Here is a 14,112-nt window from a genome sequence, read left to right as displayed (position 1 = left end):
CAAAAATGACCCTTATAGCACCTGTTCCAAGAGCTCTTTGATTTCACTTAGCATCATAGCCGTAGCCCCCCAAACGGTATAACCATTTAATTTAAAGGCAGGTACGCTAATGTTTTTTGCATAAGAGGTACTCAATTTTTCCTCTGAAAGATTGGAGCCATCCAAAAAGTCAGATAACAGCACCTCAACAACGGATTCCACTTCGCTTTCTTGGATTTGAAATGATTCAGGTTTAGGGTACAAACCGATATAGGGTTGAACCAAAAAATTGCTTGGAGGAATGTATACCTCGCTTAATTCCTTTACTACCTCCACGGAAGTGGGAGGTATACCCACCTCCTCATGGGTTTCACGTAACGCCGTTTCCAAAAGACTTTTATCCTCAGGTTCTTCTTTTCCACCAGGAAAAGCAATTTGATTGGAATGAACTCCTTGATAGGTTTTTCTGAGAATAAGTAATAGCTGTGTATTTTGACTAGTATTGGGATAGAATAAAGCCATTACACCCGCTTTTTTTGGATTCTGGGCTTCAATCTTCTTGGACTCTAACCACTGCTTTCTAAAAGCCGGCGACATTTTATGATGTGAATCGCTTCCCGGCAGCGGTAGATTTTTTATTTTTAAAACTTGTTCGTAAAACTCTTGAAAATCCATGAGGTTTAGAAAATCGGCTTGCATTACAAGTATACTACTATTTTTTTTGGTCTCCTGCGGAGAAACTTCCAAAAAAAAGGAACCTGAATCGGTTGCTAAACAGGAAGTGAAAGATACCGTTCAGGAAGTCAAGGAACCGAGTGAACCCGAGCCTGAGGAAAAGGAAGAGAAATTTCTACTTACGGAGGAAAACGCCATTGATTTTTTCTTCAACTATGCCCAAGAGGAAAAAGCCAATAAGGTTAAACTAACCACCAGTATGGGAAGTTTTACTGTGCAGTTATACGATAATGTTCCATATCACAAAGCCAACTTCATTTATCTAACACGGAAAGGGTATTTTGACAACACCCAATTTCATAGAATTGTAAAGGAATTTATAATTCAGGGAGGAAATTCGGATGACAAAGAAACCCCCCGAAAGAGAAGAGATATCGGTCGATACTTACTGCCTCCAGATGCCAAAAAAGGATACAAACACCATAGGGGAACCATTTCCATGCCGAGCAGCGAAAGGGATAATCCGCATAAGTTGGCTTCTCCCTATGAGTTTTTTATTGTGGTCGCTAAACCAGGCTCTTATCATCTTGACGGTGCTTACACCCCATTTGGACGGGTAATTCAGGGAATGGATGTTGTGGATGCCATAAACCAAGTACCTGTGGGAGATGGCGATTGGCCATGGCAAAATGTGTATATCTTAAAAGCTGAAGTGCTTTAGTTAAGGTTTGGACGGATAAATATTGGGTAGTCTGATACTAAACCGAACGGCAAGGATACGTAGGGTAATCACTGCCAAAATTGAACTGATATAGGCGTATTCTTCTGGAATTCCAGTCCATTTGAGAATAAAGTATAAAGTACCTCCTAGGATGCATACGGTGGCGTAGATTTCTTTTCTAAAAATCACTGGAATTTCATTACAAAGTATATCACGAAGCACACCACCAAAACTTGCAGTCATCGTTCCTAGAGCAATACACATGATGGGTGATAAATTGGCCTCCAGTCCCTTCTCGATTCCCAGCATGGTATAGAGTCCAATTCCAATGGTATCAAACAAAAAAAGTGACTTTCTAAGATATTTTAGCTGTCTAGAGAAAATTATGGTTAATACAACGGTAGCAGGAAGAATGGACACATAGGTCAAATCACGCATCCAGGTAACGGGGGTATTGCCAATCAGCAAATCCCGAAGGGTTCCTCCCCCAATGGCGGTCACGAAAGCGATAATCAGTACCCCAAACAGGTCTAATCGTTTGTCCATCGCCACCAATACCCCAGAAACAGCGAATGCAATTGTACCCAATATATCGACCAGCTGATACAGTCCCATTACATTTTTTGCGTATAGTAGTTGTAATCTTTTAATACCGTATCCAAATATGGGGCATCGTATAGCTCTGATTTTGTATTCAGGATGCTTTCCACCTTAACCCGTAGTGCTTTGAGCGTTTTAAAATCACTACTTTTCTTGGCAATCAGATAGGTGTCTTTTATTAGTCTTACATCCTTATCGGTCAAAACGGTCACGTTGGTGAACATGGGTTCGTATTTTTCCTCTACTTCTTCCAAAATAGTATGGGATACTTTAGTCTTGTTTTTTGTACTAATCACTACGGTACCTGCTGCAGCGTCTCCTACTCGTTGTCTTTTTTCCGAAAAAAGGATACTCAGAATACCGATGGAGCCCAAAAAAATCCAGATATCAACCAAACGCAGCATCCAACGTACCAGATAATTGCTCCAATGCACCGGGGTTCCATCCACTTTTACCACACGCATCTTCAAAAGCATTTTCCCAACGGTTTTCCCATTGAAAATGCTATGCATCAATAAACTATAGAACATGGCTGGAAGAAAAATAAAGGCCACTAAACCACGTTGCGTCCAGGTATCTTCATACACATAAGAAATGGCATCACCTATCAGATTTACCAAAAACGCATACATGTACAAAATCAAGGCATCTATAAAAAAAGATACAATACGTTCACCCAGCCCTACAATTTTATAATCCAGGTTTACATTTTGCGTTGTATTGATTTGGAGGTTACCCATATAACATTAATTTTAGACCATCGGTAATATTTTTATATGCGCGAAGCAGCCTTTGTGAAACAAAATAAGGAAAAATGGATAGCATTTGAAAAGGCTATTTTGAATGGCGCTTCCACAAGTCCAGACGAGTTGGCCGATGGCTATATTCAATTGACGAATGATTTGGCATATGCCCAAACCTACTACGCTGAAAGTAAGACTTTATTGTACCTGAATTCCTTGGCATCCCAAGCGCATCAGAAAATTTATAAGAACAAAAAAGAGTCCCGAAATAGAATTGTGGAATTCTGGGGATATGAATTTCCCCTTTTCTTCAGACAATATCATAAAACATTGCTGACCGCCTTTTTGATTTTTGCCTTAGCTACCGCAATTGGAAGTCTGTCGGCATTAAATGACGCTTCTTTTGTACGTTTAATTTTGGGCGATGCCTATGTAAACCTTACCCTGGAGAACATTGCCAAAGGGGAACCTACAGCAATTTACAAAAGCGGCAGTGAAATAGGGACATTTTTGGGAATCACTATCAATAATATCCGGGTGGCTTTTTTAGCTTTTGCATTTGGCGTGATAACAAGCATTGGAACGGCCTATATTCTTTTTAGCAATGGGGTTATGCTGGGTGCATTTATTACCTTCTTTTATACCAAAGGGGTGTTTTTTGAAGCCAACCGACAAATTTGGTTGCATGGTACTATTGAGATTTCGGTTATCATTATTGCTGGATGCGCCGGGCTAATTATGGGGAACAGCATTCTATTTCCCAAAACCTTTTCGCGAAGAGTGTCTTTTATGAAGGGTGCCAAAGATGGGTTAAAAGTGGTCGTGAGTACCATCCCATTTTTTATCATTGCGGGTTTCATTGAAGGTTTTATTACCCGTTACGCCGATATGCCCGCTTGGTTAGCATTTTTGATTATCGGTGGCTCCTTGGCCCTCATTGTTTTTTATTATATCATTTATCCTATTACAATAAACAGATTGCATGGCAAACAAATACCTTGAGCTTAGGATAAACCGTGATTTTGGTGATATTCTTTCGGTTTATTTCGATTTTTTGAAACAGAACATAAAAACGTTTACGAACGTTTTTCTACGGTACAATGGGATTTTTATCATAGGTCTTCTTATCACGAGCTACTTATTGGTATCAGGCTTTGCAGGTTTGATTGCCGCTGACGGTTTGTATGGCAATGGTAGTGGCACGGTTTCCGAGGATGAGTACTTGGTCTATCTTTTTTCTGGATTGGGTATCTTCTTTGTGATATTTCTAATCGTAGCTGCTTTAAATTTCAGTATTAGTTCGGCCTATTTGGTTAAATACGATGAGACCAAAGGAAACCTATTTGACAAGAGGGAGGTTTGGAATCTTTTTAAAGACAGACTAGGCAGTATTCTGCTCTTTATTGTAATTCTTGTGCCCATTTATCTTGTATTCATGATTGTAGTTTTAATAACCGCTTTCATCCCATTAGCAGGTCTTTTTATCCAATATGTTCTGCAGTTTTTTCTAGCCGCGTGGATAGGAGTATCGTTTTTCTGCATGCTTTCTGAAAACAAATCGGTAATGGATGCTTTTGGGGAAGGATGGTCTTTAGTAATCAATAATTTTTGGAAATCCATAGGGGTGAATTTCATATTAGGTTTACTTAATGGGCTTTTATTTTTTATTATCATGGTCATTCCCGGGGTCATTATTGGGGTATATACCTTTCATGTAGTGGAAAATCAAGTGAATGTAACCGGTTCTGTTATTTCTATGGTCATTTACACCCTTGCGCTATGTCTAGTTTTGGTTGCCTCCGTTTATGCACAATGCCTTTCTCAATTTGTAAATGGCATTTTGTACTATGCGCTGCATGAGAAAACCTACAATGTGAATACCCGCAGTAAAATTGAAGAAATAGGAAAGCCCAGTCTGTGAGAAGAATTATTTGCCTTTTATTTCTTATTCCATTTTTCGGGTTGGGTCATTTTCAGCAAAAAGACTCGATTCAACTTCAATACGACTCAGATTCTAAACTAGAAACACGAAGCTTTGAGCAGGACTTAACTGAAAAGTATCAAGGGGATGAATTCGATTACGAGATTAAAACCGGGGAGTCACAGAACTTACTGCTCCGTTTTTTAAGGTGGCTTTTTAATGGGTTGGGCGATATTTTCGGTTTTGACGTTTCCCCAGAAACCTTAAAGGTCATCCAATATTTTATCTATGTGTTGATGGGGCTTTTGGTGATTTATCTCTTGGCCCGTTTCTTGACCAATGAAAGATTCAATTCCATTTTTACCAAAAAAGCCACTTCCATTCTGGATGTGGATTTATCTGAACAACATATTGAAAGTTTGGATTTGGATACCTTGCTTAGGGATGCCTTAGGCCAAAAGGATTACCGTTTGGCCGTACGGTATCAGTTTTTAAAAGTGTTAAAAAGACTTTCCCAAAAAGAATTAATAGAATGGCATTTTGAAAAGACCAATGCCGATTACCAAAAAGAGTTGAAGGAAAATAAGTTAAAAACAAAATTCAAAGAAGTATCCTATTTGTATGAACATATTTGGTACGGTGAAAAAGCCATAAACTCCAGCCAATACAAACAAACGGATGATAGGTTCAATGCACTTAACATTTTAATACCCCAATAAACTGTGGATAGGCGGTCAAAAATAGTACTCGGTGTTTTCTGTTTGGTGATTCTTGGCATCATCATTACAGAAATAGTTCGCCCCAGACCGATTAATTGGAGAGCTTCCTATACCGATACGGATAAAATACCTTTTGGCTGTTATGTACTGTACAACGAACTTCCCACGCTTTTTAAAAATGCCGACATCCAGACCATATATGATAACACCTATGATGCCTTAATCCAGGTAGATAGTACCCAAGACTCTGGATTCATCTTTATAAATAATTTCATCTACTTTGATGAGGAGGAAACCCACAAGTTGCTGAACTACGTGAAAAAGGGTAATACCGCCTTTATCGCTGCCAGTGATTTTGGAGGGGTATTATCAGATACCCTAAACCTTGGTGTCCTCTCCGATTATGGTTTAGATGAGGAAAAAGCAGAATTGAATCTGACCCATAACGATTTCAAGGGGGAATCTTACGAATATTCTAGGGGAATGTTGTACACGAGATTTACCAGTATGGACACTCTGGAATCCAAGGTATTGGGTAATATCAAATTTACAAGGCGCAATGTTTTACAGAACGCTCCAGATGAATATATCGATTCTCCCAACTTCATAGAGACCCAGTTTGGCAAAGGAAAATTTCTGTTGAGCACTACTCCTCAAGCTTACACCAATTATTATGTGCTTGGGCAAAATCAGAAGTATGTAGCGCAAACTTTATCATACCTTTCAAAAGAGAAAATCTATTGGGATAATTACAAAAAATCAGGGAGAGTGGTTGTCACCTCGCCCATGCGATTTGTACTTACACAAAGTGGTTTGAAATGGGCGTATTATCTTACCATAAGTGCACTACTCCTTTTTGTGATTTTTCGAGCCAAACGGGAACAACGAATTATCCCCGTTATCAAACCCCTTGAAAATTCCTCAGTGGAATTTGCCCGAACGGTTGGTGCCTTATATTATCAAAACCGGGATTTTACGGACTTGATTCACAAGAAAATCACCTTTTTCCTCTCCTACCTGCGGAATAAATATTATCTGGATATCTCCGATATTTCAGATAAAACGGTCCTGGAACTCTCAGCTAAAACCGGAAAAAGTAAGGAAGAGGTAAAGCGGTTATTGGAGTTTATTGTAACGCTAAAAAATAAAAATGTCCATACGGAACAGGACAGTATCAAATTAGACAAGATAATTACAGATTTTAAAAAATAATACATGGAAGAAAAAGAGCAACAAGGAGAAGGTTTGGAATTCAATTCAAGAATCGACCTTAGCCAATTGCAGGCTGCAGTATCTCAGATTCAAGCGGAATTGGGAAAGGTCATTATAGGCCAAGAGCGTATGATAGAATTGCTAATCATTTCCATTTTGGCCAATGGACATTCTTTGATAGAAGGGGTCCCCGGGGTTGCCAAAACCGTGACGGCAAAGTTATTGGCGCGCACCATGAACGTGGACTTTAGTCGGATTCAGTTCACCCCAGACCTGATGCCCAGTGACATTTTGGGTACTTCAGTTTTCAACGTGAAAACCTCAGAGTTCGAGTTCAAAAAAGGGCCTTTATTCTCTAATATCATTTTGATTGACGAAATCAACAGGGCCCCGGCCAAAACCCAAGCCGCACTTTTTGAGGCCATGGCCGAGCGACAAATTACCATGGATGGAACCGAATATACTATGGAACCTCCATTTTTGGTTTTTGCTACTCAGAATCCAGTGGAGCAAGAAGGTACCTATCGACTTCCAGAGGCTCAATTGGACCGTTTCCTTTTTAAAATCGATGTCCACTATCCTTCTCTCGAAGAAGAGGTTAAAATTTTGGAGAGCAAGCATGCCCAAAAAACTGAAGTTGTGGAAGATATGGTCAAATCTGTGTTATCCGCAGTGGAAATTGCAGAATACCAAAAAATCATTAAGGAAATTACAGTCGAGAAAAACCTCATCACCTACATTGCTTCTATTGTAAACAATACACGTTCCAATGCCAATTTGTATTTAGGGGCTTCCCCGAGAGCCTCTATCGCTTTGATGGACGCTTCCAAAGCCTTGGCGGCAATTAATGGAAGGGATTTCATCACTCCGGATGATATCAAGAAAGTGGCCGGCCCTATTCTGTCCCATAGAATCATTCTAACTCCTGAACGAGAGATGGAAGGTTTGACTGCAACCCAGGTGGTTTCGCAAATTGTGGATAGCATTGAAATCCCTCGATAAAGAAAGTTTTTTGAAGAAGTTCTTTAAAAATATCTACTTACAAAAGCGCTTTTTTATAGTGCTAATTGCGCTTATCGTAGGTTTTCTACTCTCTTATATCTATCCAAGTTGGTATGAGGTTTTCCGAATTCTCTTTTTTGCATTGGTTATGCTTTTATTGGTGGATTACATCCTGTTGTTCGCTTCCAAAGGAAAGTTACATGCCACTCGGGTGGTGCCTGATAAATTGTCCAATGGGGATGCCAATCCTATCCAGATTTCATTAACCAACAGTTACCTTTTTCAAGTTTGGTGTAAAATCATTGACGAAATCCCATTTCAATTTCAGAAGCGTGATTTTGGCATAGATAGCATCGTTAAATCTGGAAAAACCCAATCTTTTGAATACAAATTAAGGCCCACCGAGCGTGGAGTTTATGAGTTTGGCAGTTTGAATGTTTTTTCGGCTTCACCCATTGGCTTTTTAGCCAGAAGATACCGATTTGATACCGCCACCGAAGTACCAGTGTATCCCTCTTTTCTTCAATTGCGAAAATATGACCTGATTGCTTTTACTAATCGGTTGCATGAATACGGTCTGAAAAAAATAAGGCGAATTGGTCATACCATGGAATTTGAACAAATCAAGGAATATGTCCAAGGAGATGATATTCGAAATATCAATTGGAAGGCAACCGCCAAGAAAAGTCAATTGATGGTCAACCAATATCAAGATGAAAAATCACAACCTATCTATTCGGTAATTGATAAGGGAAGGGTAATGAAAATGCCTTTTGAGGAACTGAGTTTATTGGATTACGCTATCAATGCTACTTTGGTGATTAGCAACATTGCCCTTAAAAAGCAGGACAAGGCAGGAATGTTCTCTTTTAGCAATGCCATTGAGAACCGGGTTGTAGCGGAACGAAGAAATTCTCAGATGAATTTAATTCTCGAGACCCTATACAACCTGCGAACCGATTTTGTTGAAAGTGACTTCAGTCGACTCTACGTTGATATTAAGCGAAATTTAAATCAACGAAGTCTTTTACTGCTGTATACCAACTTTGAGACCTTGGATGCCCTACATCGTCAAATGGGATATTTACAAGCCATTGCCAAGCAACACTTGTTGGTGGTAATTTTCTTTGAAAATACGGAGCTCAATCTATTTGCTGATAAAAAAGCGGAAAACATCCAACAGGTATTTGAACAAACCATTGCCGAGAAGTTTGTCTATGAAAAAAAGTTGATTGTCAACGAATTACGAAAACATGGCATCCAAACCATTTTGACCAAACCTGAGGACCTGACCATCAATACCATAAACAAGTATCTGGAAATAAAGGCTAGGGGAATGATTTAGAAGATGTTTCAAAATCATGTATGATCTGCGAAGCAAAACCAAAAGGGGTCAAAGAAGGCAGCTTATATGAATCCAAATTCGCGTCAGAAAACATAGTCGCAGTAATCCCATAGGTATAGCTTTGTTTATTGAAACTATTCGCATAGCGAAGGCGACCATCTTTCTTTTTCTTGGAGAAAAGCTCAATAGTCACGCCTACTGCGACACCTCCCAAAATGGTAGCAACCAAATCATCATTGTCCCATCCATTGTCCCGTTGACTGGCATCTACCGACTCTTTGGCCAAACCTATCAATGTACTTCCGGCAACGGCACCGACAAATGTCCAGACGCGGTTTCCATCAGAAGCTTTTTTTGCCACCCCAGCGCCAACAAGACCAAATAAGCCCCCACCAACAAAATGAAGTGCTTTATCACGTTCTATTTGACCATGCATAGAAAATGCAAGGCATAAAACGACCAATGTGGGGATGAGTCTTTTCATACAGGCTAAATGTATCAAAAAGTGAGGTGAAAACCTATAGGTTCCCTATTTCCTTTCGGGCTACATTGAACTCCGCCAAGATATCAGAAATGATTTTGGAAGCGGGTTGGATGTCATGAATAATGCCGGAAACTTGACCTATTTCCAATTCGCCATTTTGCATATCCCCTTCAAACATGCCTCTTTTGGCTCTGGCTCGACCCAAAAGTGTTTTTAAATCCTCAACGGAGGCATTGTTTTTATAAGCTTCCTGTACTTCTTGATAAAACTCATTTTTGAGCATGCGTACCGGGGCCAATTCCTTAAGGGTAAGCAGGGTATCCCCCTCTTTGGCGTCTACCACCGCTTTTTTGAAGTCTTCATGGGAAGAAGCTTCGTTGCTTGCCACAAACCTACTACCGATTTGTACGCCATCCGCGCCTAAAACCATAGCGGCCAACATTGCTCTACCGGATGCAATGCCCCCTGCTGCAATCAAGGGAATCTCAATCTTTTCTTTTACCGAAGGAATGAGAACCATAGTTGTTGTCTCATCCCGACCATTGTGTCCTCCAGCCTCAAAACCTTCGGCAACAATGGCATCCACTCCGGCATCCTGCGCTTTTTGGGCAAACTTTACACTGCTCACCACATGTACCACGGTAATTCCCTTTTCCTTCAAAAAAGAAGTATAGGTTTTTGGATTACCAGCAGATGTGAAAACAATCTTGACCTCGTTATCTACAATTACCTGTATGAGCTGGTCTAAATCGGGATACAACATAGGGACATTGACCCCAAAGGGTTTGTCCGTAGCCTTTTTACATTTTTTGATGTGTTCATCCAACACCTCAGGATACATACTTCCAGCACCCAAAATTCCCAGTCCGCCAGAATTTGAAACTGCAGAAGCCAAACGCCAACCACTGGCCCAAATCATTCCAGCTTGAATTATGGGGTATTTAATATCAAAAAGTAGCGTAACCCTGTTTTTAGCCATATTGTTTTAAGAAATAACCCCTGAACCAACCAATTCATCATCCAGATACCAAGCTACAAATTGTCCTTCGGTAATGGCTGACTGTTTTTCTTCAAAATCAACATAAAGTCCTGACTCTGTCCTATATAGTTTGGCTTTCTGAAGAGGTTGTCGGTATCGAATTCTAGCCATAACCTCCATCGTCTGGTCGGGTTCCAATTCCAAATCGGGTCGTACCCAATGTAATTCTTCACCTTTTACAAAAAGTGTTTGACGGTACAAACCAGGGTGGAGTTTTCCTTGGCCTGTGTAAATGATATTTTTATCCACATCGGTTTCAATAACAAAAAGAGGTTCTTTAGTTCCTCCCACATCTAATCCCTTGCGCTGTCCTATCGTAAAATAATGGGCTCCTTGATGCTCTCCAACCACTTTGCCGTCCGTTTCAGCATACGCTTTCTTTTCCGAATAGTAGGCCAGTTCCTCCCGTTTTGTGCCAAAACTTGGAGTATTTTCCTCATAGTGGTGCGCTGTTGCGGGCACTTCTACTATCAGCCCTTTTTTAGGTTCTAGCTTTTGCTGGAGAAATTCGGGCAATCTTACTTTACCGATAAAGCAGAGCCCTTGGGAGTCTCTTTTGTCTGCTGTAATCAAATCATTTTGAGCTGCAATTTCCCGTACCTCAGATTTATTTAGTTCACCAATAGGAAAAAGTGTTTTTGACAATTGTTCTTGGGAAAGCTGACAGAGAAAATAGGACTGGTCCTTATTTTTATCAACTCCAGCCAAAAGCTGGTAGGTTTCATTGCCATTCTCGTCTGTAAGGGTCCCTTTTCGGCAATAATGTCCTGTGGCCACATAATCTGCTCCCAATTGAAGGGCAATCTTCAGAAATACATCAAACTTAATTTCTCTGTTGCAAAGCACATCTGGGTTGGGCGTGCGTCCTTTTTCATACTCGTCGAACATGTAATCCACGATACGTTCCTTGTACACCGCACTCAAATCCACAGTCTGGAAAGGAATCCCCAGTTTCTCTGCAACAATCAGTGCGTCGTTACTATCCTCTAACCAGGGACATTCATCCGAAATGGTCACAGAGTCGTCATGCCAATTCTTCATAAATAGGCCAATAACCTCATATCCCTGCTCTTTTAATAAATAGGCAGAAACACTTGAATCCACTCCTCCCGATAAACCTACCACAACCTTCTTCATTATCTCGTTTTGATGTTGCAAAATTACAAAATAGCCTAGGAAAATCTTCTAGCCCATCTCAGTCGTTTCAAAACCTCTCACTTAACAAAATTTAGCCTCTAATATCTTGTTCTTTCATCATTATATGATGCTGTCTTAAGAAGTCGAAAATGCACTCAATTTTCAGCTACCTGACTTTTCAAAGCAATGGTCTTGTTTTACGTCAAACCCAACCATAGACTATCTTATGAATTTGTTTAACTTTTGATTTGTAAAATTACACAGTTTTAATTTCTTTTTGTTCTACGAGGAAGTAGGTGTAAATCTTAGACAAACAAGAATATTTGTTTAAATAAAAACCCCTGATAATGAAATGCTTAAAGCTTAGACCTAAACTAGGAAAGTAATTTTAACCCAGGAAAGTACAATACCAAATCTCATCCTAGAGACATAATCTTTTCTTTGTTTGAAATCTCACGGGTCATTTTAGTTCCCTTGGGTTTTTGTGTTTTCATCATTTTGTTTAATGAGTTTGTTAAACTTTTTATAAAAAAGCATAAACAAAAGCAACTAATTTAGTTTAAAATAATCTAAATAACATTAAACAAAAAATCTAAAAATTACATCTTATGAAAGCACTAATTAGATTATCCCAAATCACCTTAGTCATTTTTTCATTTATTCTGGTTTCCTGTTCAGACGACGACGATGGTACGCCCAATCCCAATCAACCCGAAAATAACATAGTAGAGACCGCACAAGCTACTTCAGATTTAGGCAGTTTGGTAAGTGCGTTACTACAAGCTGATGAAAGTGCCGACAATGATTTAGTTAGTGCTTTAAGTGGAGAAGGACCTTTCACAGTCTTTGCACCTACCAATGCTGCTTTTGCGGACCTATTAGCTCAACTAGATGGATTCGATTCTTTAGATGATTTCAACTCTACTGAGCTACAGAACCTGTTGGCCGTAATTCTTCAATATCATGTTATTGCCGGCACTGCCGCTTTCTCAACTGATTTGAGCGATGGGCAATCCTTGACCACATTACAAGGGTCTACGCTTACCGTATCCACAACGGGTGGAGTTTTTATTCAAGATGCCACCGATGTACCAGCGGAGGTTACCCAAGCCAATGTTGAAACTACAAACGGAGTTGTACACGTAATTAACAAAGTGCTACTTCCTCAAACTATTTTGGATGAATTGGCAGATATCATTCTGATTCCAATTACTGACTTGGCCATAGGTAATGAAAACCTTCAAAACCTGGTTGCTGCGCTACAAGCGGCCAATGGAGATTTGCCAACCGTATTAAGAGGTGATGGACCTTTTACCGTTTTGGCTCCGACAGATACTGCTTTTGAAACTTTCTTGGATGGCGCTCAATTAAGCGACGTAGACGTTGATGTCCTTACCAACGTTCTTCTAAACCATGTTATAAGTGGAGAGTTGTTATCAACGGATTTGGAAGCTTTAGGTTCCGGTTATGCAAACACTTTGGCTACAGGTGCTGGTGAACAAAACATCAGTATTTTCTTTAATACCGACGGCGGAGTTGAGTTTAATGGAGTTTCCGAAGTGGTGACTCCCAATGTAAGAGCTTTAAATGGCGTTGTTCACGTGGTTAACACAGTAATTGATATCCCAAATATTGTAGACCACGCGGTAGCTAATCCTAATTTATCCTCTTTGGTAGCTGCATTGACGGATGGGGGCAATACTACCTTTACAGACCTACTTTCTGATTCAACACAAGATTTTACAGTGTTCGCACCTGTAAATGATGCCTTTACGGCTTATACAAATCCTGGGGCATTTGATATTAATGATGTTCTTTCCAATCACGTAGTCGTGGGAGCTGCAGCATTTAGCTCTGGTCTTTCAAATTCGTATGTGAATACAGCCGCCGAGTTCGATACAGATGAAAACTATTCACTTTACATCAATACAGATGATGGAGTCACTTTGAATGGAATTAGTGATGTAACAACTGCTGACGTAGTTGCTTCAAATGGAGTTATCCATGTCGTTGATACAGTCATAGACCTTCCTAATTTGGTAGACTTCGTAGCCGCGGACCCTAATTTTGATTCATTGGAAGCTGCTCTAACCACAGATGGGCAGCCAGATTTTATATTGACACTTTTAGGAGATGGGCCTTTTACCGTTTTTGCACCAGACAATGCTGCTTTCCAAGCTTTGTTGGATAGCAACGATATGTGGGATTCATTAGACGATATTGACACTGCATTATTGACTAGTGTTCTTCAACATCATGTAATTTCAGGCGCCAATATTCGCTCTGGTGATTTGACACCAAATGGAAACACAATAACTCCAGCCACGCTTGAGGGTGATACGTTTACCATTACTTTACCAGGAACCGGTGAGAATATTGCAGATGTTACCGATGGTGCAGGAAATACCGGAATAGGAATTACTACGGTTGACTTGCAAGCTGCCAATGGTGTAGTGCATGTTCTAAATATGGTATTGATTCCAGATACCACAAACTAAGAAATTATTGAAAAAGGGATGGGACGAGAACCTCATC

At 40.0% G+C, this 14,112-nt stretch carries 14 protein-coding genes; 8 read left to right on the top strand and 6 right to left on the bottom strand.

Going from position 1 to position 14,112, the window contains the following annotated elements:
* Positions 1-12: 12 nt before the first annotated feature.
* On the bottom strand, positions 13-654 hold the full coding sequence (locus ACSLUF_RS05860; protein ID WP_435625180.1) for an NUDIX hydrolase: 642 nt from the start codon (positions 652-654) through the stop codon (positions 13-15).
* On the opposite strand from ACSLUF_RS05860, the gene ACSLUF_RS05855 reads away from it, so the two are divergent.
* Positions 653-1,375 (top strand): peptidylprolyl isomerase, encoded by a 723-nt coding sequence (locus tag ACSLUF_RS05855; protein WP_435625179.1) that lies wholly within the window; start codon positions 653-655, stop codon positions 1,373-1,375. The genes ACSLUF_RS05860 and ACSLUF_RS05855 overlap by 2 nt on opposite strands.
* Here ACSLUF_RS05855 and ACSLUF_RS05850 read toward each other — a convergent pair whose 3' ends face one another.
* Together ACSLUF_RS05850 and ACSLUF_RS05845 are read right to left on the bottom strand one after the other, a co-directional pair.
* On the bottom strand, positions 1,376-1,990 hold the full coding sequence (locus ACSLUF_RS05850; protein ID WP_435625178.1) for a trimeric intracellular cation channel family protein: 615 nt from the start codon (positions 1,988-1,990) through the stop codon (positions 1,376-1,378).
* Positions 1,990-2,715, bottom strand: a complete 726-nt coding sequence (locus ACSLUF_RS05845; RefSeq protein WP_435625177.1) for an RDD family protein — start codon at positions 2,713-2,715, stop codon at positions 1,990-1,992. The genes ACSLUF_RS05850 and ACSLUF_RS05845 overlap by 1 nt, the downstream gene beginning before the upstream one ends.
* Before the next feature lie 36 nt (positions 2,716-2,751).
* Between ACSLUF_RS05845 and ACSLUF_RS05840 the strand changes: the two genes are divergently transcribed.
* The 6 genes from ACSLUF_RS05840 to ACSLUF_RS05815 are packed head-to-tail and all read left to right on the top strand — an operon-like array spanning position 2,752 to position 8,917.
* Positions 2,752-3,720, top strand: coding sequence for a stage II sporulation protein M (locus ACSLUF_RS05840; RefSeq protein WP_435625176.1), 969 nt, complete (start codon positions 2,752-2,754; stop codon positions 3,718-3,720).
* On the top strand, positions 3,701-4,639 hold the full coding sequence (locus ACSLUF_RS05835; RefSeq protein WP_435625175.1) for a hypothetical protein: 939 nt from the start codon (positions 3,701-3,703) through the stop codon (positions 4,637-4,639). Before ACSLUF_RS05840 ends, ACSLUF_RS05835 begins: the two co-directional genes overlap by 20 nt.
* Positions 4,636-5,358, top strand: a complete 723-nt coding sequence (locus tag ACSLUF_RS05830; protein ID WP_435625174.1) for a hypothetical protein — start codon at positions 4,636-4,638, stop codon at positions 5,356-5,358. The genes ACSLUF_RS05835 and ACSLUF_RS05830 overlap by 4 nt, the downstream gene beginning before the upstream one ends.
* A gap of 3 nt (positions 5,359-5,361) precedes the next feature.
* Positions 5,362-6,570: a DUF4350 domain-containing protein gene (locus ACSLUF_RS05825; RefSeq protein ID WP_435625173.1), complete on the top strand. Its 1,209-nt coding sequence runs from the start codon at positions 5,362-5,364 to the stop codon at positions 6,568-6,570.
* Positions 6,571-6,573: 3 nt separating this feature from the next.
* A complete protein-coding gene (locus ACSLUF_RS05820) occupies positions 6,574-7,572 on the top strand; it encodes an AAA family ATPase (RefSeq protein WP_435625172.1) in 999 nt (332 codons plus the stop codon).
* Entirely contained in the window at positions 7,556-8,917 is a 1,362-nt protein-coding gene (locus ACSLUF_RS05815; RefSeq protein ID WP_435625171.1) for a DUF58 domain-containing protein, read from the top strand. The genes ACSLUF_RS05820 and ACSLUF_RS05815 overlap by 17 nt, the downstream gene beginning before the upstream one ends.
* Here the strand turns inward: ACSLUF_RS05815 and ACSLUF_RS05810 are convergent.
* The 3 genes from ACSLUF_RS05810 to mnmA are packed head-to-tail and all read right to left on the bottom strand — an operon-like array spanning position 8,901 to position 11,577.
* A complete protein-coding gene (locus ACSLUF_RS05810) occupies positions 8,901-9,401 on the bottom strand; it encodes a hypothetical protein (protein ID WP_435625170.1) in 501 nt (166 codons plus the stop codon). The two genes, ACSLUF_RS05815 and ACSLUF_RS05810, sit on opposite strands and share 17 nt — an antisense overlap.
* Before the next feature lie 34 nt (positions 9,402-9,435).
* Entirely contained in the window at positions 9,436-10,380 is a 945-nt protein-coding gene (locus ACSLUF_RS05805) for an NAD(P)H-dependent flavin oxidoreductase (protein ID WP_435625169.1), read from the bottom strand.
* Between the two features lie 6 nt (positions 10,381-10,386).
* The gene (gene mnmA, locus ACSLUF_RS05800) at positions 10,387-11,577 is read right to left on the bottom strand and encodes a tRNA 2-thiouridine(34) synthase MnmA (protein ID WP_435625168.1); all 1,191 of its coding nucleotides are present in this window, start codon (positions 11,575-11,577) and stop codon (positions 10,387-10,389) included.
* 608 nt (positions 11,578-12,185) lie between these two features.
* Between mnmA and ACSLUF_RS05795 the strand changes: the two genes are divergently transcribed.
* On the top strand, positions 12,186-14,075 hold the full coding sequence (locus ACSLUF_RS05795; RefSeq protein ID WP_435625167.1) for a fasciclin domain-containing protein: 1,890 nt from the start codon (positions 12,186-12,188) through the stop codon (positions 14,073-14,075).
* Positions 14,076-14,112 lie beyond the last annotated feature (37 nt).

This window comes from Flagellimonas sp. (assembly GCF_965601775.1).
Taxonomy (GTDB): domain Bacteria; phylum Bacteroidota; class Bacteroidia; order Flavobacteriales; family Flavobacteriaceae; genus Flagellimonas.
Note: the sequence above shows the minus strand (reverse complement) of the source record. Positions and strands in the feature narration are given on the sequence as shown.

Excerpts from the sequence above, each read along its gene's own strand:
- ACSLUF_RS05860 (WP_435625180.1), bottom strand. The coding sequence starts at position 654 with ATGGATTTTCAAGAGTTTTACGAACAAGTTTTAAAAATAAAAAATCTA.
- ACSLUF_RS05850 (WP_435625178.1), bottom strand. The coding sequence starts at position 1,990 with ATGGGACTGTATCAGCTGGTCGATATATTGGGTACAATTGCATTCGCT.
- ACSLUF_RS05835 (WP_435625175.1), top strand. The coding sequence starts at position 3,701 with ATGGCAAACAAATACCTTGAGCTTAGGATAAACCGTGATTTTGGTGAT.
- ACSLUF_RS05795 (WP_435625167.1), top strand. The coding sequence starts at position 12,186 with ATGAAAGCACTAATTAGATTATCCCAAATCACCTTAGTCATTTTTTCA.
- ACSLUF_RS05810 (WP_435625170.1), bottom strand. The coding sequence starts at position 9,401 with ATGAAAAGACTCATCCCCACATTGGTCGTTTTATGCCTTGCATTTTCT.
- ACSLUF_RS05855 (WP_435625179.1), top strand. The coding sequence starts at position 653 with ATGAGGTTTAGAAAATCGGCTTGCATTACAAGTATACTACTATTTTTT.
- ACSLUF_RS05840 (WP_435625176.1), top strand. The coding sequence starts at position 2,752 with ATGCGCGAAGCAGCCTTTGTGAAACAAAATAAGGAAAAATGGATAGCA.
- ACSLUF_RS05805 (WP_435625169.1), bottom strand. The coding sequence starts at position 10,380 with ATGGCTAAAAACAGGGTTACGCTACTTTTTGATATTAAATACCCCATA.
- ACSLUF_RS05845 (WP_435625177.1), bottom strand. The coding sequence starts at position 2,715 with ATGGGTAACCTCCAAATCAATACAACGCAAAATGTAAACCTGGATTAT.
- mnmA (WP_435625168.1), bottom strand. The coding sequence starts at position 11,577 with ATGAAGAAGGTTGTGGTAGGTTTATCGGGAGGAGTGGATTCAAGTGTT.
- ACSLUF_RS05820 (WP_435625172.1), top strand. The coding sequence starts at position 6,574 with ATGGAAGAAAAAGAGCAACAAGGAGAAGGTTTGGAATTCAATTCAAGA.